This is a genomic window from Erwinia phyllosphaerae (assembly GCF_019132875.1).
In the GTDB taxonomy this organism is placed as follows: domain Bacteria; phylum Pseudomonadota; class Gammaproteobacteria; order Enterobacterales; family Enterobacteriaceae; genus Erwinia; species Erwinia phyllosphaerae.
The window spans coordinates 31,147-50,419 of the sequence record NZ_JAHSPF010000015.1 but is presented as its reverse complement, the minus strand read 5'-3'; the positions used below and the strand labels follow the sequence as shown (position 1 = coordinate 50,419).

Annotated in this window: 14 protein-coding genes, 1 pseudogene and 1 other annotated feature; of the genes and pseudogenes, 9 read left to right on the top strand and 6 right to left on the bottom strand. The window is 54.1% G+C overall.

The window, feature by feature from the left end:
- Window positions 1-52 precede the first annotated feature (52 nt).
- From KUE00_RS20315 to KUE00_RS22005, 3 genes and pseudogenes are all read right to left on the bottom strand, one after another.
- Window positions 53-3,985, bottom strand: a complete 3,933-nt coding sequence (locus KUE00_RS20315; protein ID WP_246762001.1) for an amino acid adenylation domain-containing protein — start codon at window positions 3,983-3,985, stop codon at window positions 53-55.
- A gap of 622 nt (window positions 3,986-4,607) precedes the next feature.
- Entirely contained in the window at window positions 4,608-6,458 is a 1,851-nt protein-coding gene (locus KUE00_RS20310; protein ID WP_425523594.1) for an HAD-IC family P-type ATPase, read from the bottom strand.
- A 21-nt stretch (window positions 6,459-6,479) separates the two neighbouring features.
- Window positions 6,480-6,698 (bottom strand): annotated as a pseudogene (locus tag KUE00_RS22005) (cation-transporting P-type ATPase); the annotation flags it as partial.
- Between the two features lie 332 nt (window positions 6,699-7,030).
- Between KUE00_RS22005 and sltY the strand changes: the two are divergent.
- Both sltY and trpR read left to right on the top strand, forming a co-directional pair.
- Entirely contained in the window at window positions 7,031-8,953 is a 1,923-nt protein-coding gene (gene sltY / locus KUE00_RS20305; RefSeq protein ID WP_246761998.1) for a murein transglycosylase, read from the top strand.
- 53 nt (window positions 8,954-9,006) lie between these two features.
- Window positions 9,007-9,336, top strand: coding sequence for a trp operon repressor (trpR, locus tag KUE00_RS20300; RefSeq protein ID WP_246761996.1), 330 nt, complete (start codon window positions 9,007-9,009; stop codon window positions 9,334-9,336).
- Here the strand turns inward: trpR and yjjX are convergent.
- Window positions 9,322-9,855 (bottom strand): inosine/xanthosine triphosphatase, encoded by a 534-nt coding sequence (yjjX, locus tag KUE00_RS20295; protein WP_246761995.1) that lies wholly within the window; start codon window positions 9,853-9,855, stop codon window positions 9,322-9,324. The two genes, trpR and yjjX, sit on opposite strands and share 15 nt — an antisense overlap.
- Window positions 9,856-9,906: 51 nt before the next feature.
- On the opposite strand from yjjX, the gene gpmB reads away from it, so the two are divergent.
- Entirely contained in the window at window positions 9,907-10,554 is a 648-nt protein-coding gene (gene gpmB, locus KUE00_RS20290; RefSeq protein WP_246761993.1) for a 2,3-diphosphoglycerate-dependent phosphoglycerate mutase GpmB, read from the top strand.
- Between the two features lie 69 nt (window positions 10,555-10,623).
- Here the strand turns inward: gpmB and robA are convergent, their stop codons facing one another.
- Complete coding sequence (gene robA, locus KUE00_RS20285) at window positions 10,624-11,502, bottom strand: MDR efflux pump AcrAB transcriptional activator RobA (protein ID WP_246761991.1); 879 nt, start codon at window positions 11,500-11,502, stop codon at window positions 10,624-10,626.
- Window positions 11,503-11,679: 177 nt separating this feature from the next.
- Between robA and creA the strand changes: the two genes are divergently transcribed.
- Window positions 11,680-12,153 (top strand): protein CreA, encoded by a 474-nt coding sequence (gene creA / locus KUE00_RS20280; protein ID WP_246761990.1) that lies wholly within the window; start codon window positions 11,680-11,682, stop codon window positions 12,151-12,153.
- Window positions 12,154-12,208: 55 nt separating this feature from the next.
- Here the strand turns inward: creA and arcA are convergent, their stop codons facing one another.
- The gene (gene arcA, locus KUE00_RS20275; RefSeq protein ID WP_246761988.1) at window positions 12,209-12,925 is read right to left on the bottom strand and encodes a two-component system response regulator ArcA; all 717 of its coding nucleotides are present in this window, start codon (window positions 12,923-12,925) and stop codon (window positions 12,209-12,211) included.
- A gap of 612 nt (window positions 12,926-13,537) precedes the next feature.
- Between arcA and KUE00_RS20270 the strand changes: the two genes are divergently transcribed.
- The 5 genes from KUE00_RS20270 to thrC all read left to right on the top strand — a co-directional run bounded on the left by KUE00_RS20270 (window position 13,538) and on the right by thrC (window position 19,262).
- Window positions 13,538-14,236 carry a tRNA/rRNA methyltransferase gene (locus tag KUE00_RS20270; protein ID WP_246761986.1) on the top strand — a complete coding sequence of 233 codons (699 nt, stop codon included), beginning with the start codon at window positions 13,538-13,540 and terminating at the stop codon, window positions 14,234-14,236.
- 187 nt (window positions 14,237-14,423) lie between these two features.
- On the top strand, window positions 14,424-14,498 hold the full coding sequence (gene thrL, locus KUE00_RS22000) for a thr operon leader peptide (protein WP_414148992.1): 75 nt from the start codon (window positions 14,424-14,426) through the stop codon (window positions 14,496-14,498).
- Window positions 14,431-14,555, top strand: a sequence feature (Thr leader region). It overlaps the preceding gene by 68 nt.
- Before the next feature lie 22 nt (window positions 14,556-14,577).
- Complete coding sequence (gene thrA, locus KUE00_RS20265) at window positions 14,578-17,040, top strand: bifunctional aspartate kinase/homoserine dehydrogenase I (protein WP_246761984.1); 2,463 nt, start codon at window positions 14,578-14,580, stop codon at window positions 17,038-17,040.
- Between the two features lie 2 nt (window positions 17,041-17,042).
- The gene (thrB, locus tag KUE00_RS20260) at window positions 17,043-17,972 is read left to right on the top strand and encodes a homoserine kinase (RefSeq protein WP_246761983.1); all 930 of its coding nucleotides are present in this window, start codon (window positions 17,043-17,045) and stop codon (window positions 17,970-17,972) included.
- Window positions 17,973-17,975: 3 nt separating this feature from the next.
- The gene (gene thrC, locus KUE00_RS20255) at window positions 17,976-19,262 is read left to right on the top strand and encodes a threonine synthase (RefSeq protein ID WP_246761981.1); all 1,287 of its coding nucleotides are present in this window, start codon (window positions 17,976-17,978) and stop codon (window positions 19,260-19,262) included.
- Window positions 19,263-19,273 lie beyond the last annotated feature (11 nt).

The following is a 19,273-nucleotide window of genomic DNA, read 5'->3' as shown; positions in this document are numbered from 1 at the left end:
TCTTACCTGCATCGGGAAAAGGCCGCAAACTACCCCGTTTGCGGCAAAAGTATCAGGCCGTAGGCGTTACCTGTGGGACCGCGGTCAGGGCGGCAATAATTTCCTGATGGCAGGAGATAATGGAGTGGTGGTCGGCTGCCAGCGGTATCACTTTCAGATGCGAACAAATTTTACTCAGTCCGTTATCGGCAATGGCCAGAACTTCGCGCCCGTCAGCCTCGCTTTCAAGCGTCAGGCCGAGGAACTTCGTGGCCTTAAACAGAGTGACCCGCGTGTGGAAAAGCCTGGCGCTTAGCGTCTGGTTATTGAGCCTTATTTCGGTTTCTTCAGCAGCAAGTGCGCGTCTGACCACGTTACCCTCCAGGCCAAGAGAAGCCAGTAAGGAAGCCAGCATGCCCGGCACGATATGCTGCTGTATGGCCGTCTGATAAAAGCTATCCAGCATAAAGACATGAATATGCTGATAGCCAGCCTGCTCAAGCTGCGCGGCTATTTCCAGCGCAATCAGACCGCCCAGCGACCAGCCAAGCAGGTAAACAGGACGGTTTTTCGGTAAACCGCGCTGCCGTATATGTTGTAAGTAGTAGCTGGCCAGCGCAGGAAGCGCGGCAATATGCGGTTGGTTAAACAAGTTGTAGTTATTAATACCAATAACATTCATCTTGCCTTCAAGACTTAACGCCAGCTCGCGATAAATTTCGCAGCCGACGACGGCAGGATGCACCATCCACAAATCCTGTTCGGCACAATGTGCATTCAACGGCTGCAACAAACAGAAATCTTCCTGATGCTGATTAAGCTGTTTAAGAAGCTTTTGCAGCGGATCCGGGGTGGCGGCTATGGCGAGCGGGCTACCGGCACGTATCGCGCTGGCCTGTGCTTGCAGCGTGGTATGGGAAAACAGCGTTTTCATCTCTATCGCTATTCCCTGCTTTTTAAGCCGCATCATCAGCTGGATGGCGTGCAGAGAATGGCCGCCAAGCGCAAAGAAATCATCGTCACGGCTTATCTGGCCAACGCCCAGTAAATCACGCCAGCATTCGGCCAGCAGTCGTTCGTCATCGTCAGCTGGCGGCACAAAAGATTTCTCCTCACTGGCCTGCGGTTGCGGCAGCGCTTTGCGGTCCAGCTTACCGTTTGGCGATAGCGGAAAGGCATCCAGCTGCACAATAACTGCCGGGATCATGTGATCGGGTAGCGTTCCTTTTAACGCCTGGCGAAGACGCTGGCTAAGATCGGCTTCCTGTTGCGCTACTACCCACGCCACCAGCCGTTTTCCACCCTGTCCATCATCGCAAGCCTGTACCAACGCCCCTTTTACGCCCTGGCAATGAGAGAGCTGAAGCTCGATTTCGCCTGGCTCAATGCGTAATCCGTGAATTTTTACCTGAAAATCGTTACGCCCCAGATATTCAATGCTGCCGTCGTCCAGCCATCGCGCCAGATCGCCCGTTTTGTACAGCCTGGCTTCCTGGCCCGTGCTGAACGGATCGGCGATAAAACGTTCCTGATTCAGGTCCGGACGATTGAGATAGCCTCTGGCTACCTGAATGCCGCCAATATGCAGTTCACCGCTGGCACCGGGCGGGACGGGCTGTAGCTGCGCGTCGAGAATATAGAGACGAGTATTGGCAATGGGCCTGCCGATGGGGACCAGCGGGCGCGGATCGCCAGGCTGGCAGTGCCACCAGGAAACGTCAACAGCGGCTTCCGTTGGGCCGTAAAGATTATGTAATTCAGCATGCGGCAGCAGCTGGTGGCAGCGCTGCACCGTGGCCAGCGGCAAAGCTTCCCCGCTACAGATTATGCGTTTTAAGCTGTTACAGTGGGTCATCACGCCGTGGTGCAAAAAGAGTTGCAGCATGGACGGCACAAAGTGCAGCGTAGTGACCTGCTGCTCGCGGATCAGCTCGCTGAGGTAATCCGGTTCGCGATGGCCGCCAGGCTTTGCCAGCGCCAGCCGCGCGCCCGTTATCAGCGGCCAGAAAAACTCCCAGACCGACACGTCAAAGCTAAACGGCGTTTTTTGCAGCACCGTTTCATTCGGCTGGAGCTGATAAGCCTGCTGCATCCACTTTAGCCGGTTCATCACGGCAAGGTGTTCGTTCATCACGCCTTTCGGTTTTCCCGTAGAGCCGGAAGTGTAAATAACATAAGCCAGCGACCGCTGGGGGTTGGCGCAGGCTGCGGGAAGGTTTTCTCCGGGGGCCTCGCGCCAGCGTACTCTGTCATTGTGTAGATGCAGACAAAGAAGGGCGCTTTGCTCTGTTCCCCGTAACGCTTTTTCTCCCGCGTCATCAACCAGTAATATCGCCGCGCCGCAGTCGCTGAGCATTGCGTCAAGGCGATGCTGCGGATAGTCGGGATCGAGCGGCACATAGGCGCCGCCTGCTTTAAGCACGGCCAGCAGGGCTACGACCATCTCTTTGCCGCGCTCCACGCACAGCGCAACGCGGTCGTCCGGCTTAAGCCCAAGCCGCCGCAGATGTCTTGCGAGCTGATTGGCCTGGCGATTAAGCGACTGATAGCTGGTTGGTTCAGCGTAGCCGCAGAGCGCCACGGCTTTTGGCTGGGCGGCGACCCGTTGCTCAAACCAGCGATGAATGCCTTCCGGAAACGGCCAGGGCTCGTCCGTGGCGTTCCATTCGGCGAAAATTTTTTGCTGTTCATCAGGCAGCAATAGCGGCAGTTGGGCAACGGGCAAATTTTCCGGGCCGTCAAGAATGGCGTTCATCATCTGCACCAGACGGTCGGCGATTTGCTCCGCTTCCGCTTCGCTAAACCAGGCCAGGTTAACGTTGCACTCCAGCAGCGGATCGTCGCCGGGATGGTAATGACGCAGATAGACCGCCAGCGGCATCTGCTCATGGTAATGATGCGGCGCCTCCGTTTTTAGCGGAACGCCATCAAGGTCGATATTGGTCGAAAATTCCTCCAGCGAAAAGCTCAGGTCAAACAGCTGGCGGCGGCCCTGCTGGGCAAGCCGTAAATGACGATTTAGCTCGGCGATGGGAAAACGCTGGTGACGATAGTTACGTCGCAGTTCGTCGGCTATCTGCTTAATGACGAGGGTAAAGGGCTGTGCCGTATCGATAGTGAGTTTCGCCGGGATCATGGAAGAGAACATGCCGGCCATCTGCTTATAGCGCGCGCCGCTACGATTGTGCACCGGCACGCCCAGAGCCACCTCGTCGGTTTGCCACTGGCGAGCGTACCAGCAGGCGATCAACGCGCTGAAAAAGTGCATTGCGGAGCCACCAGCGTGCCGGGAAAACGCCACAAGCTGCTGGTAACGAGCGGCTGGTAGCCGCCGAACAGTATGCGTGCTGGGCCAGACCTTGTGCTCAGAAAAGCCCGGACGGCGAACGAGTTGCGAAACGGGTGCCCGGTCAAAATGACGCAGCCAGTATTCGCGGTCACGCTGGTAGCGGGCTGACTGTAAATAGTCGCCGTCGCTGGCAATAAATTCACGGTAGCCCGGCAGAGGTGTCATCGCCGTCAATTCTTTTGACCGTAGTGACTTATAACACTCCATTACTGCCTTACTTAATACCGAAATGGAGGTGCCATCAATAATCAGGTGATGCGCATTAAGCAGCCAGAGAGTGGTCTCATCATTCACTTTTACCGTAAAGCTTCGCCAGAGAAGTTCTCCATACAGTTTAAAAGGTCGGATGAAGCGATTATTTAAAAAATCTTTGGCCTGGGTTAAAGAAAGAGATTCCTTACTCAAATCGTGGTATTCGAGAAGCGGTTCTTTATTATAGACGGTAGTCTGATTGATGCCGTTTTCATTTTCATTCAGGACAATGTTTAATGCGTCGTGCTGCCGCATAACATGTCGGATAGCCTGATGAAATAACGCAATATCCAGAGACTTATCAATATGCCACAGCGCGCCGATATTATAGCAGGGCGTGTCGGGCATCAGTTGCTGATCAAGCCAGACGGCCTGCTGCACGGTAGTCAAAGAGAATACGGACACGAGTAGACCTCCGATAAGGGATAGCAAAAAAGTTCAAAGCGGTAACAAGGGACTTAAGTATATTAATTTTTTAATAGGATGATAATAAAATATTTAGTAATTGTTATGAATAAATTAAATTCCGTGAGCGCCGGAATGTTATTATCCCGGATAAACAGCTGGTTGAGGTAATAAAGAGATAGTCTTCTTTTTTTAAGACGTTAATGTAATTGTGGTTAATTGCTTGTGGTGGTCACTTCCTCGTAATGAGATCAATATCTTTTTTAAATACGCAGGTTTAATTATTGGCGAGAATTAACTTTCGGGGTTTTAAAATATGATGGGTAATAGAAGGTTTAACAGGGAAATAGTGTCGAGAGGTTTGCCCTCACTGGTTGTTGCCTGACTGTGTCCTGCATCAGTACTGCGGGTTTATCAGGCGCGGAAAAAGTTTGACCAGTAGCCTGATGGCCGCAAAGATAAAACGGGGCAAAACGCTTGCCCCGTTTTCGCATCAGGATTTACGCCAGAGGCTTTTCAATTGCCCCGTTTTCGCATCAGGATTTACGCCAGCGGCTTTTCAGTTGCCCCGTTTTCGCATCAGGATTTACGCCAGCGGCTTTTCAATTGCCTCGTTTTCGCATCAGGATTTACGCCAGCGGCGCGTCAGCGGCTTTTCAATTTCCACTATTACATACAGCAGCGCGCCAATAACCAGCGTTAACAGCCAGAAGTGCAGCGGTAGCGGCCCAATGCCAAACAGTGTCTTTAGCAACGGCAGGTTAGTGATGGCCAACTGTAACAGCGCAAGCGAGAGGCCGATAACCCACGGGCTCTTTGTTTTTAGCAGGGTGATGTTCAGCGAAAAATGTTCATTATCGCGGCAGTTGAGCATATAGAACCACTGAGCGGTAACAACGGCTTGCAGCAGGACGGTACGGATAAATGCCGCGTCGTAGCCGCGTGACTGAAGGCCTGCTTCCAGTAGAAAAACGCTTAGCGCAATCAGCGCACCGACAAAGCTTACGTGCCAGATAGCCCAGCCATCCATAATGCTACGATTTGCCTTGTGGGGTTTAAGATCGCTCTCCTGCGGCTCGGCAGTTTCAAACGCAAGGCCGAAAGAGAGCATGACCGACATGACGATGTTCACCCACAAAATCTGTTCCGGCGTCAGCGGCATCGGTTTACCCAGTAGCGTGGCGGCAATCAGCAGCAGCGCCTGGCCCAGACAAAACGGCACCACGAACAGGATGGTTTTTTTCAGGTTGTTCCAGACGCGGCGGCCTTCTTTTACTGCGTTAGCAAGCGTGGCAAAACTGTCGTCGGTTAAAACCATATCGGCAGCGGCTCGGGTACCTTCCATGCCCCTGATGCCCATCGCAATACCGACATCGGCCTGCTTCAGCGCAGGTGCATCGCCAATGTTGTCGCCCGTCATGCCGACCACTTCCCCCTGGCTTTGCAGGGCCCTGACCAGACGCAGCTTATGTTGCGGGCTGATACGCGAGAAAATATCATGGCGGCAGGCTGCCTGAGCCAGCTCTTTATCATCCATCTGTTCAAGCTGCTGGCCGGTTAGCGCACCGTTGTTTGTGCCAATACCCAGCGTTCGACCCGTCGCTATCGCCGTATCCGGACTCTCCTCCGTCATCATTTTTACCCGAACGCCAGCACGATGGCAGTCGGCAATGGCTTTGACCGTCATCTCTTTTGTGGTCAGCATGCTGGTCTGGTCGCTGCATATCACGGTCATTGCGCCCAGCGTTTCTACCTTCGGCAGCTTGCGGATCATGGCTTTTTTTCTCGCCATAGTCTGTACGCCCAGCAACAGGATAAGCGAGATTATTGCCGGTAACCCTTCCGGCACGGCGGCCACGGCCAGACCAGTCAACGTGGGTCGCAGTTCGGCAAACGACATTTTATGTAGCGAGAGCGAACAGAAGCACAACAAAACGATCGATAACACGATCAGCACGGAAATAGTGCGGCCCAGCTTGTGCAACTGCATCAGCAGCGGTGTCCGTAACTGCCCGATATCCGCCATCAGATGAGTAACCTTGCCCAGCTCGGTTTTTTCTCCGGTTGCCACCACGATACCGGTCGCGCTACCGGATAAAACAGTGGAGCCGCAAAACACCATATTTTCGCGTTCGCCGATAGTTAGCTCGGCTTCCATCGCGGCTGTATGCTTGAACACGGGAGCAGGTTCACCGGTGAGCATTGCTTCCTCTACCCGAAAATAATGTGCTTCTGTTAAACGCATATCGGCAGGCACGCGGTCCCCCGCCTGTAAAATAACGATATCGCCCGGTACAAGCTCGCCAGCGTTCACCAGCTGACGGCTATTATCGCGTTTCACCAGCGCGCGCAGCGGCAGTATGGTTTCGATACCGGCTAAAGATTTTTCCGCTTTATTTTCCTGAATAAAGGCAATCAGCGCATTGATAAAGACCACGGCCAGGATCACGCTGGTATCTACCCATTGCGCCATCAGGCCGGTTAGTACAGCTGTGGTTAGCAGGATATAAATCAACAAGTCGTTGAAGTGACTAAGAAAACGCATCAGCGGATTTTTTTTCCGTCGGGAAGGTAGCCGGTTCGCGCCCAGGACGCTCAGGCGTGTCCGGGCTTCTTCTGCCGTTAAGCCTGACGGATGACTTTGCATTCTTTGTATTACGCCAGCCACATCATGGCGATACCAGGCTGGCGCTGGTTTTACTTTCTGTATCACGGGAAATCCTTGCCGGGAAGGTTAATAACAAAACAGGCCTGCCAACCTCTTAAGCTCGGCCGGGGCCGCTTACGGGTGCAGGCAGAAAGTTGTTTTTGCGCGATGAGCGCAGGGAGGGCCATGCTGAAGGAAAGGGGGCAGGGGAGTGTTGATCGACGTTAATATTTATCGGGCAAGCTTTGCTTAACCGATGCTGATTTAACTACCGTTTAACCTGTCAACGTAGAGTAAATTTTTGTTGCGACATAGCGAGACGGGCCAGCCCTGGTTAGCATGTTAATAATTTGAATAGTAATAACAGGGCAAAGAGAGGCGCTAACGTGAGGAAAGTCATGGTGGACAAGTGGCAGTTTTGGATAGCAGGTGCCTGCCTGGCGCTGGTGGCAGGTTCGGCACAGGCCGACTCACTGGATGCGCAACGCACCCGCTATCTGCAAATTAAGCAGGCATGGGACAGCAATCAAATGGATCAGGTGGCGCAGTTAATGCCTGGACTGCGCGACTATCCTCTCTATCCCTATCTGGAATATCGCGTTCTGGCGCAAAATCTTGACCAGCAAAGCGGCTTCGTGATCAACGACTTTATTAAAAAGTATCCGACGTTGCCGCCGGTGCGCACGCTCTCTTCACGCTTTGTCAACGAGCTGGCGCGGCGGCAGGACTGGCGCGGTTTGCTGGTTTTCAGTCCGACCGAGCCGAAACCGGTCGCCGCCCGCTGTAACTGGTATTACGCCAAATGGGCGACTGGCGAACAGCAGGTTGCCTGGGACGGCGCGAAATCTATCTGGCTGCGCGGCACCTCTCTGCCTGCGGCCTGCGACAAGCTGTTTGATGCCTGGCAGGCGGCTGGCGAGCAAACGCCGATCACCACGCTGGAACGCATTCGTTTGGCTATGGTGGCGGGCAACAGCAACCTGGTGAATTTCCTGGCGAAGCAGCTTCCCGAGGATTACCAGACTATTGCCAATGCGGTGATGGATTTGCAAAACAATCCGCAGAATATAGAGGCGTTTGCCCGCGTGGCTGGCCCGACCAATTTTACTCGTCAGGCAACCCTCGTCGCCTTTGCTCGCGTAGCGCGTGACGACGTGGAAAACGCCAGGGCGATGATCCCTTCGCTGGTTCGTCTGCAAAAGATGAGCGAACAGCAGGAGCAAGAGCTGGACGAAGCGGTGGCGTGGCGGCTGATGGACAATAGCGTCACCACGGAGCAGGCTCGCTGGCGCGATAACGTCGTGATGCGTAGCGACTCCGATTCCCTGATTGAGCGCCGGATCCGCATGGCGCTGGGCAACAACGATCGTCGGGGTATGAATACCTGGATTGCACGTTTACCGGTAGAGGCGAAGCAAAAGGATGAATGGCAATACTGGCAGGCCGATCTGCTGTTAGAGCAGGGCCGGAAAGAAGAGGCCGATAAGATTCTGCGCAGCCTGATGCAGGAACGCGGCTTCTATCCGATGGTGGCGGCCCAGCGGCTTGGCGTGGCCTATCCTTTGCAGATTGATGAAGCGCCGGCGGTGGACGGCAGCCTGACGCAGGGCGCGGAAATCGCCCGCGTGCGTGAGCTGATGTACTGGAATATGGACAACCTGGCCCGCACGGAGTGGAGCTACCTGGTCGGCAGCAAAAATCGCAGTCAGCAGCAGCAGCTGGCGCGCTACGCTTATGAACAGAACTGGTGGGTGCTTAGCGTACAGGCAACCATTTCCGGCAAGCTATGGAACAGCCTGAAAGAGCGTTTCCCGCTGGCCTATAAGGAGCAATTCGAACGTTATACGCAAGGAAAAGCGATACCCATCAGCTATGCAATGGCCATCGCCCGTCAGGAAAGCGCGTGGAACCCTAAAGTTCGCTCGCCGGTTGGCGCAGCCGGGTTGATGCAGGTAATGCCCGCCACCGCGCAGCATACGGTGAAGGTTTATAGCCTGCCCGGCTACAGCAACAGCAGCCAGCTGCTGGACGCGGAAACCAATATTGAGATCGGTACGCAATATCTGGAGTCGGTATACCAGCAGTTTGGCCAGAACCGTATCTTCTCATCGGCGGCTTACAACGCCGGACCGTCGCGGGTCAGAACCTGGCTGGGCAACAGCGCCGGAAGACTTGATTCGGTAGCCTTTATCGAAACTATTCCCTTTTCTGAAACGCGTAACTATGTGAAGAACGTGTTGGCTTATGATGCTTACTATCGTCATTTTATGAACAAATCTGACAACATTCTCTCTGACAGCGAATGGCAACGGCGCTACTGATCCCGGGTAGCCTGTGCTATGCTACTGTACTAGTTAAAGAGTATGGGCTACCTATGATCGAACCTTCTGTTCCTGTGACGATGGAACCGCATAATGAAGAGTGGCAGCGTTTTGTCGCGCTGCTGCAGCTTGCTTTTGAAAGCGGACTCCACCTGCCGCTGCTTCAGCTGATGATGACGCCGGACGAGCGCGAAGCGCTGGGCACGCGCTTGCGTATTATTGAAGAGCTGATGCGCGGCGAAATGAGCCAGCGCGAGCTAAAAAATGATTTAGGCGTAGGGATTGCGACCATAACCAGAGGCTCAAACAGCCTGAAGAGCGCGCCGCCAGCGTTAAAAGCCTGGCTGGAGACGCAGCTGCTTAACGGTTCAGAAAAGATCTGATCCCTGCTGGTAAATCGCGTTGTGAAACGGGCAGAGCGCAAGAATGAGCGCCTGGTGATAAACGCTGGTACGCGTCAGCTGACCTGCGGTGAAAGCACCGATAGCGCCGCCTTTATGTTTAATATTTTCAATGCCGGTCAGGTTTGCCATCACTTCTCCCAGCTCCTGGCCGCTCTCAATACCTTTCAGCACGACAGGCGGCAGCGTAAAGCTGGCAGAACGCGATTCGCCACGCAGCTGAGGGCTTTCTATCACCATCCATGCAAAAGCGTCCTTTTGCTCAATGCCTGCCTCAATGGCTACCCAAAAATCGGCCTGTGGACGAAGCTGGCGGGCATTTGCCACGCGCTGGCGTGCGCCGGTTCGCGTTTCTGCATCCGTAAGAGGCTGTAGCGCCACGCCGCTATCGACCTCCACGCCCTCAATATGGCAGGATCCTTCCCCGAAAATATCGCTGAAAGCCAGAGAAATTGCCTTAATTTTTGCCGGATTAATGGTCGCAGCGATAACATGGTACATAATTGTTTGAACCCCTTACGCAAATTAGCCGCAGTATAACGGAAAATAATAATGGTACAGGTCTATCTTGTTCGTCACGGAGAAACGCTTTGGAATGCGGCGCGACGCATTCAGGGTCAGTCTGACAGCGCGCTGACGCCAAAGGGAATAGAGCAGGCACAGCAGGTGGGCGACAGGGTCAAGCAGCTGGGCATCACCCACGTGATTGCCAGCGATCTGGGACGCACCAGGCATACGGCAGAAATTATTGCAGACGCCTGTGGCTGTCGCGTCAGGCTGGATCCGCGCCTGCGCGAGCTGAACATGGGCGTGCTGGAGCAGCGGCCGTTAGCTTCACTGACGGCAGAAGAAGAGAGCTGGCGTGCCACGCTGGTCAACGGCACGGAAAACGGGCGCATTCCCGGTGGCGAATCTATGTCGGAAATGGCCGCGCGCATGCATGAAGCGCTTAACGCCTGCCTGGCGTTGCCCGCCGGAAGCCGTCCGCTGCTGGTCAGTCACGGTATGGCACTGGGCGTGCTGGTCAGTACGCTGCTGGGACTGCCGGCCTATGCTGAGCGGCGGCTGCGGCTGCGTAACTGTTCTCTTTCCCGCGTTGATTATCAGCAGAGCGACTGGCTGGCATCCGGATGGGTGGTGGAGACGGCTGGTGATGTCGCGCATCTTGATGCACCGGCGCTGGACGAGCTCCAGCGCTAGCGGAATCACGCGCCAGCAGGCTACGAAAAATAGCCCGTGCCGACCGTTGGCAGGCGGTCGCCGGGCTATTTATTCCGCCGTTCGGCGAATCGGGATCAGATATTCGCAGCGAATGTCCACCGGCGGTTCCGGCAGTTTTTTGCCGCCGTGCGTATAGAAACGCTCAATATCCTGGCCGTGGCGGCGCGTTAACTGCAGGGTCGGCATGCAGGTGCCGTAGAGCAGCAGGATGAACTCCTGCAGGTTGACCCTTGGCCCCTCGTAGACAAACTGTACGTACTCGCCGCCTTCCAGTAAGACCGTCTGCGTGGCCGGGACAGGCTGGAAAAGCTTGTCGGACGGCACCGCCGTGGTATAGAGGATCTCCTGCTCGTCATCTTTTTCCACGCTCGGGCGAGACTGATGCAGCCCGTACAGCACGGGTGGAATGGTGTCTGTTTCCGTCAGGAACTGACGCCAGAAATGCAGGCGCATTTCATCACGATAGCTGGAGATTTGCTCAAGCGTACAGGTATAGGTCTGCGTTTGCCCCACCAGTACCGTTTCCGGCAGGCTGACATAGCTGGCTTCCGGCAGCTGGAAATCATCGAGCCGGATAGGCGGACGCAGGCCAAAGGAGTGCCAGTCTGAAGAGCGGCGATACCAGGCAGGCGTCTGGCTAAATTGCTTTTTAAACGCGCGGGTAAAGGTTTGCTGTGAATCAAACCGATACTGCAAAGCAATATCCAGAATAGGACGACTGGTCAGACGCAGCGCGACGGCCGCTTTCGACAGCCTGCGGGCGCGAATATAGGCACCAATCGCATGACCGGTGACCTCTTTAAACATTCTCTGCAAGTGCCATTTTGAATAGCCTGCTCTGGCAGCAACGTGATCCAGAGACAGCGGCTGGTCAAGGTGGCCTTCAAGCCAGAAAAGCAGATCGCGAATGATACCGGCTTGATCCATAAATCGTCCTCATCCTGGGTTATCGTCGTACAGTAAGATTGCTAAAAGGGCTGACGGCGCACGGTTATTTTATCAGGTCAGCTGGCTGTTATGGTATACCGTGGTGCGCCGCGTGCAACAGGTGCGCTAAGCTGGTTAACTTACAGTGTCATCTATTTTCAATGCAATGGTAACGTTATGACAATGAAAAAAATGTTAATAGTCACCGCCGTCATTTTTTCACCCTTTATCGCCCGCGCGGAGGTTGTGGGGTCGGTGGATACTACCTTTAAGGTGTTTGGGCCAGATCATAAAATTATCGTCGAAGCCTTCGACGATCCGGATGTCCAAAATGTAACCTGTTATATCAGCCGGGCAAAAACCGGCGGTATCAAAGGAGGATTAGGCCTAGCTGAGGATACGTCGGATGCCGCGATTTCCTGCCAGCAGGTTGGACCGATCGCGCTCAGCGACAAAATTGCTCAGGGTAAAGCGGAGGGTGAAGTTGTCTTTCGCCAACGTACTTCACTGGTCTTTAAAAAGCTGCAGGTAGTCCGTTTTTACGATAAAAAACGTAACGCGCTGGTTTACCTTAGCTATTCCGATAAGGTCGTAGAGGGTTCGCCTAAAAACGCCCTTAGCGCCGTCCCTATCATGCCCTGGAACCACTAGCCTGTAGCCGATATGAAAAGGGCCGTCCGATATGGCCCTTTAACACCACACCCGCTTACTCCTGCAGGTCGCCGCAGAAACGGTAACCTTCGCCGTGGATAGTGGCGATGATCTCTGGCGTGTCCGGCGTGGATTCAAAATGCTTACGAATACGGCGAATAGTCACATCGACGGTACGGTCGTGCGGTTTCAGTTCGCGGCCGGTCATTTTTTTCAGCAAATCGGCACGGGTCTGAATCTTGCCGGGATTTTCGCAGAAGTGCAGCATCGCGCGGAACTCGCTGCGCGGCAGCTTGTACTGTTCACCCTGCGGGCTGACCAGCGAACGGCTATTAATATCCAGCTCCCAACCGTTGAAGCGATAGCTTTCAACCAGCTTGCGTTCTTCACTGTGCGGTGCCAGGTTCATGGTGCGCGACAGCAAATTACGCGCGCGAATAGTTAGCTCACGCGGATTGAAAGGCTTGGTAATGTAGTCATCTGCACCGATTTCCAGGCCAAGAATTTTATCGACTTCATTATCTCTGCCCGTCAGGAACATTAGCGCCACGTTAGCCTGTTCGCGCAGTTCACGCGCGAGCAGCAGGCCGTTTTTACCGGGCAGGTTTATGTCCATAATGACCAGGTTGACGTCGTTCTCGGTCAAAACCTGATGCATTTCAGCACCGTCCGTAGCTTCATAAACCATGTAGCCTTCGGCCTCAAAAATACTTTTGAGAGTATTGCGAGTAACTAATTCGTCTTCAACGATAAGTATGTGCGGGGTCTGCATGTGTTCGCTACCTAAAATTGCCAAAAAACGATATGGGGCATACAGCGGTTACCGTATCTGATAATACGCAGGCGTCAACTGACGCGTAACGCGGGCTGTACGGAATATGTTCACAAGCCATTCATGGACCGGGAAATCCCCTGGTAAAAAAAGGAGACGCCCTGTCTCGGCAAGGTCAAAAAGTGGCGTATATCCTAACCTCATTAACAGCAACATAACAGCACAAGCCACAGCCAACAGCCAATAAATAAAGCTTAATTGACTTATATCAAACCAATTGTAGCACGTTGAGCTGGCGTTGAAAAATGCCTCGCGGAAGGGCGGTTTAGCTCACAAAATGCCATTTTTTTGCGACGAAAAAAACGGAAGCGGATTAAAAGAGTATAGCTAAATTTTAACATTTCATAATTAACTGAAGTAAATAAGGTTATCTTAAGATAAATGTTTTTATCCCTGATATATGAGGAAGAAAGGCGTAGTTTTCAATTAACGAAGGTCTGCTGCAGAATGGTTATGTTATTGATTTGTTAAAAACAACGTCCATCATCTGGCGCTCGTCTTATGTCATAATCCTTATCAGAAATGGTTTAAATTAATCTTAAGAAGGCCGAAATGCGTTTCCCTTTAATACTTGTTTCCCCGGCGCGACCAGAAAACGTCGGTGCCGCCGCACGCGCGATGAAGACCATGGGATTTGATGAACTGCGCATCGTTAACAGCCAGGCACACCTGGAGCCTGCGGCACGTTGGGTAGCGCACGGCGCAGGCGAAATTCTGGATAATGCGACATCCTGGCCGACGCTTGCCGCGGCGCTGGCCGATATTGATTTCAGTATTGCCACTACGGCGCGCAGCCGGGCAAAGTTTCGTTATTATGCCTCGCCGCAGCAGGTAGAAAGCCTGCTGGAGGAGAAGCTGCAGTGGATTGGCAGCGCGGCGCTGGTGTTTGGGCGCGAAGATACCGGCCTGACCAACGAAGAGCTGGAGCTGGTGGACGTTTTAACCGGTATCCCGATGGCGGCAGACTACCCTTCGCTGAATCTGGGGCAGGCGGTAATGGTTTACTGTTATCAGCTGTCCAGCTTGCGTCAGGTGACGGCTTCCTTGCCTGCCCCTGCGGATGAACAGCAGCTGACGGCGCTACGCCAGCGCGTTGGCCAGCTGATCGATCGTCTGGACGTCAGTGACGATCAAAAACTTGTCGACTGGCTACATCAGCGTATCGGCTTACTACAGCAGCGCGATACGGCGATGCTGCATCGTTTGCTAAAAGATGTAGAAAAAAAACTTATAGATAAAAAATCTGCCTGATTCTCTTGCTCTGGTACGTCATGCTGATGATTGAGCGATTTTGTACCCGTAACGTTTTGTTTTCGGCCCAAATGCCCGGCGGGCATCTGGTCAGCGCTTACCGGGAAGCGGATAAAAAAATTGACTTAACAGGCGCTTTGCTTTACTTCTGGAAGCGGACAAATTCGAGACAGACAGTAAATCTAAAATGCGTACTCACAGCCTGATGACAACAATCATTATTATTACCACCACCATTACCACAGGTAACGGTGCGGGCTGACGCATACAGGAAAAAATAAAAAAAGCCCGCACCTTAAACAGTGCGGGCTTTTTTTTCGGCAAAAATTCAGGAGATGATTATGCGAGTGCTGAAATTCGGTGGAACCTCAGTCGCCAACGCGGAAAGATTTATGCGCGTGGCGGATATTCTGGAGAGTAATGCTAAGCAGGGACAGGTTGCTACCGTATTGTCCGCGCCGGCAAAAATAACCAATCACCTGGTGGCGATGATTGAGAAAACCATCAGCGGGCAGGATGCGCTGGCTAACCTGCTCGACGCCGAACACATTTTTGACTCGCTGCTGAAAGGACTGGCGGAAGCGGAAGCGAAGTTTGATTATGCACGGCTGAAAAGCCTGGTCGATGCAGAATTTGCTCAGCTGAAGCAGGTGCTGCACGGTATCAGCCTGCTTGGCCAGTGTCCGGACAGCGTCAATGCCGCCATCATTTGCCGTGGCGAAAAACTCTCTATCGCCATTATGGAAGGGCTGCTGCAGGCACGCGGCTACGGCGTTACCGTCATTAATCCTGTTGAAAAGCTGCTGGCCGTCGGCCACTATCTCGAATCCACCGTTGATATTCCTGAATCTACTCGCCGTATCGCTGCCGGACAAATCCCGGCGGAAAATATGATCCTGATGGCTGGCTTTACTGCCGGCAATGACAAGGGCGAACTGGTGGTGCTGGGCCGTAACGGTTCAGACTACTCCGCCGCCGTGCTGGCCGCCTGTCTGCGCGCGGACTGCTGCGAAATCTGGACGGACGTCGACGGCGTTTATACCTGCGACCCGCGTCAGGTGCCTGATGCGCGGCTGCTAAAAACGATGTCTTATCAGGAAGCGATGGAGCTTTCCTACTTCGGTGCCAAGGTACTGCACCCACGTACTATCGCTCCTATTGCCCAGTTTCAAATCCCTTGCCTGATTAAAAATACCGCCAATCCTCAGGCACCGGGTACGCTGATTGGCGGCGACAGCTCCGACGAAGATAATCCGGTAAAAGGCATCACCAACCTTAATAATATGGCGATGTTTAACGTCTCTGGCCCTGGCATGAAGGGAATGATCGGCATGGCTGCGCGCGTGTTTGCCGCGATGTCCCGCAGCGGCATCTCCGTTGTGCTGATTACGCAATCTTCTTCTGAATACAGCATCAGCTTTTGCGTGCCGCAAAACGAGCAGCTGCGCGCGCGCCGCGTGCTGGAAGATGAGTTTTTACTGGAACTGAAAGATGGCCTGCTGGAGCCGCTGGACGTGATGGAGAACCTGGCGGTCATCTCCGTGGTGGGTGACGGCATGCGTACGCTGCGCGGTATCTCCGCCAAGTTTTTCTCAGCGCTGGCGCGGGCCAATATCAATATCGTTGCTATCGCGCAAGGTTCTTCCGAGCGTTCTATTTCCGTGGTCGTGAATAATGATGAAGCCACTACCGGCGTGCGGGTAGTCCATCAGATGCTGTTTGCCACCGATCAGGTCATTGAAGTGTTTGTGATTGGCGTCGGCGGCGTTGGCACCGCGCTGATCGAGCAGCTTTTCCGTCAGCAGGCGTGGCTGAAAAACAAGCATATCGATCTGCGCGTTTGCGGTATTGCCAACTCCAGCGCGCTTTTAACTAACGTACACGGCATTCCGCTGGACAACTGGCAGGCTGCATTACAGGAAGCGAAAGAACCTTTTAATCTGGACCGCCTGAACCGGCTGGTAAAAGAGTACCACCTGCTTAACCCGGTGATCGTTGACTGTACTTCCAGCCAGGCGGTCGCCGAACAGTATGCCGATTTCCTGGCCGACGGTTTTCACGTGGTGACGCCAAACAAAAAGGCGAATACCTCCTCCTGGCAGTACTACCAGCAGATGCGTGCGGCGGCGGCGAAATCGCGGCGTAAATTCCTTTACGATACCAACGTCGGCGCAGGCCTGCCGGTTATTGAGAATCTGCAAAACTTATTGAACGCCGGTGATGAACTGCTGCGTTTCTCCGGTATCCTTTCCGGATCGCTGTCGTTTATTTTTGGCAAGCTGGACGAAGGCGTATCGCTTTCTGCCGCCACCCGCATGGCGCGAGAGATGGGTTTTACCGAGCCAGACCCGCGTGACGATCTTTCGGGTATGGATGTGGCGCGTAAACTGCTGATTCTGGCGCGTGAGGCTGGATATCAGTTAGAGCTGAGCGACATTGAAATTGAAGCCGTGCTGCCGGAAGCCTTAACGGCTATCGCTGACGTAGAAACGTTTATGCAGCGTTTGCCCGAGCTGGATAACGATTTTGCCGCACGTGTACGCAGCGCGGCAGAAGAAGGCAAAGTGTTACGCTTTGTCGGTGCCATTGAAGAGGGCGGGCGCTGCCGCGTAAAAATCGATGCGGTAGACGGTAACGATCCGCTTTATAAAGTCAAAAACGGCGAGAACGCGCTGGCTTTTTACAGCCGCTACTATCAGCCTATTCCGCTGGTGCTGCGCGGTTACGGTGCGGGTAACGATGTAACCGCCGCAGGCGTGTTTGCCGATCTGTTACGCACCTTGTCATGGAAGTTGGGAGTTTAAACATGGTTAAGATCTATGCCCCTGCCTCAATCGGCAACGTTAGCGTGGGCTTTGATGTGCTGGGCGCGGCGGTATCGCCAGTCGACGGCACGCTGCTGGGCGACTGCGTGACGGTGATCGCAGCCAGCGAATTCAGCCTGCGTAACGAGGGGCGTTTTGTCAGCAAACTGCCTGCTAATCCGCAGGAAAATATTGTCTGGCAGTGTTGGGATCGCTTCTGCGAGGCCATTGGCGAACGCGTGCCGGTGGCAATGACGCTGGAAAAAAATATGCCGATTGGTTCCGGGCTGGGATCGAGCGCCTGTTCGGTGGTCGCCGGGCTGATGGCGATGAACGAGCACTGCGGCAAGCCGCTAAGCGATACCGAACTGCTGGCGCTGATGGGCGAGCTGGAAGGGCGTATTTCCGGCAGCGTACACTTTGATAACGTCGCCCCCTGCTATCTGGGCGGCCTGCAGCTGATGCTGGAAGAGAACGGCATCATCAGCCAGTCCGTTCCATGCTTTGATGACTGGCTATGGGTCATGGCTTATCCCGGCATCAAAGTTTCCACCGCAGAAGCCAGAGCAATCCTGCCTGCACAGTACCGTAAAGAAGATATCATTAAACATGGTCGCTACCTGGGCGGGTTTATTCACGCCTGTCATACTCAGCAGCCGGAACTGGCGTTGAAGCTAATGCGCGACGTGGTGGCGGAACCTTACCGCACCCGACTGTTGCCGGGCTTTGCCGAGGCTCGCCAGGCCTCCAAAGATATTGGCGCACTGGCCTGCGGGATTTCCGGTTCTGGCCCAACGCTCTTTGCTGTTTGTAATCAGGAAGGCACCGCTCAGCGTATGGCAGACTGGCTACGCCAGCACTATCTGCAAAATGAGGAAGGCTTCGTCCATATTTGCCGCTTAGACACGGCTGGCGCACGTAAACTGGGATAACGCATGAAACTTTATAATCTGAAAGATCACAACGAACAGGTCAGCTTTTCGCAGGCGGTAAAGCAGGGTCTTGGTAGTCAACAAGGGCTGTTTTTTCCGCTGGAACTGCCGGAGTTTGAGCTGACCGACATCGATGAGATGCTGGAAATGGATTTCGTCAGCCGCAGCAGCAAAATCCTTTCTGCGTTTATCGGCGACGAAATTGAAGCGCACCAGCTGCACGAGCGCGTTAAAAGCGCTTTTGCTTTTCCTGCGCCCGTAGCAAAAGTGACCGACGATATTTCCGCACTGGAGCTGTTCCACGGCCCAACGCTGGCTTTTAAAGATTTCGGCGGCCGTTTCATGGCGCAGATGCTCTCTTATGTCAGCGGCGCGGATGAAAAAATCACTATCCTGACCGCGACCTCCGGCGATACCGGTGCAGCGGTTGCCCATGCGTTTTACGGCATGGAAAACGTTCGCGTCGTCATCCTTTATCCGCAGGGCAAAATCAGCAAGCTGCAGGAAAAACTGTTTTGTACGCTGGGCGGTAATATCCAGACCATCGCCATCGACGGTGATTTTGATACCTGCCAGTCGCTGGTAAAACAGGCGTTTGACGATGAACTGCTGAAAAAGGCTATTGGCCTGAACTCGGCGAACTCTATCAATATCAGCCGCCTGCTGGCGCAAATCTGCTACTACTTTGAAGCGGTAGCCCAGCTGCCGCAGGAAAAACGTAATCAGCTGGTGGTTTCCGTGCCGAGCGGCAACTTTGGCGATCTGACTGCAGGTTTACTGGCGAAATCACTGGGACTGCCGGTGAAGCGCTTTATCGCCGCCACCAACGCCAATGATACCGTGCCGCGCTTTTTGCAGGCCGGTGAATGGCTGCCTGCCGCCACCGTCTCGACGCTTTCTAACGCAATGGATGTCAGCCAGCCAAATAACTGGCCGCGCGTTGAAGAGCTGTTCCGTCGTAAAACCTGGCGCCTGACCGATCTGGGCTTTGGCGCGGTGGATGACGAAACCACGCGTGCAGCCATGCGCGAGCTGGCCGATCTGGGTTATATCTCCGAGCCGCACGCGGCCATTGCTTATCGTTTGCTGCGCGATCAGCTGCAGGAAGGCGAGTTTGGCCTGTTCCTGGGAACGGCGCATCCGGCCAAGTTTAAAGAGAGCGTGGAAGAGATCCTGGGCCAGCCGCTGCCGCTGCCGAAAGAGCTGGCGGATCGTGCCGATCTGCCGCTGCTGTCGCACAAAATGGCGGCCGATTTTGCCCAGCTGCGTGATTTTCTGTTGTACAAGTAACCGCTTCGGCC

Coding starts and splice junctions, on each gene's coding strand:
- KUE00_RS20310 (WP_425523594.1), bottom strand. CDS start 6,458: ATGGCGCAATGGGTAGATACCAGCGTGATCCTGGCCGTGGTCTTTATC.
- sltY (WP_246761998.1), top strand. CDS start 7,031: ATGGTGGACAAGTGGCAGTTTTGGATAGCAGGTGCCTGCCTGGCGCTG.
- trpR (WP_246761996.1), top strand. CDS start 9,007: ATGATCGAACCTTCTGTTCCTGTGACGATGGAACCGCATAATGAAGAG.
- yjjX (WP_246761995.1), bottom strand. CDS start 9,855: ATGTACCATGTTATCGCTGCGACCATTAATCCGGCAAAAATTAAGGCA.
- gpmB (WP_246761993.1), top strand. CDS start 9,907: ATGGTACAGGTCTATCTTGTTCGTCACGGAGAAACGCTTTGGAATGCG.
- robA (WP_246761991.1), bottom strand. CDS start 11,502: ATGGATCAAGCCGGTATCATTCGCGATCTGCTTTTCTGGCTTGAAGGC.
- creA (WP_246761990.1), top strand. CDS start 11,680: ATGACAATGAAAAAAATGTTAATAGTCACCGCCGTCATTTTTTCACCC.
- arcA (WP_246761988.1), bottom strand. CDS start 12,925: ATGCAGACCCCGCACATACTTATCGTTGAAGACGAATTAGTTACTCGC.
- KUE00_RS20270 (WP_246761986.1), top strand. CDS start 13,538: ATGCGTTTCCCTTTAATACTTGTTTCCCCGGCGCGACCAGAAAACGTC.
- thrA (WP_246761984.1), top strand. CDS start 14,578: ATGCGAGTGCTGAAATTCGGTGGAACCTCAGTCGCCAACGCGGAAAGA.
- thrB (WP_246761983.1), top strand. CDS start 17,043: ATGGTTAAGATCTATGCCCCTGCCTCAATCGGCAACGTTAGCGTGGGC.
- thrC (WP_246761981.1), top strand. CDS start 17,976: ATGAAACTTTATAATCTGAAAGATCACAACGAACAGGTCAGCTTTTCG.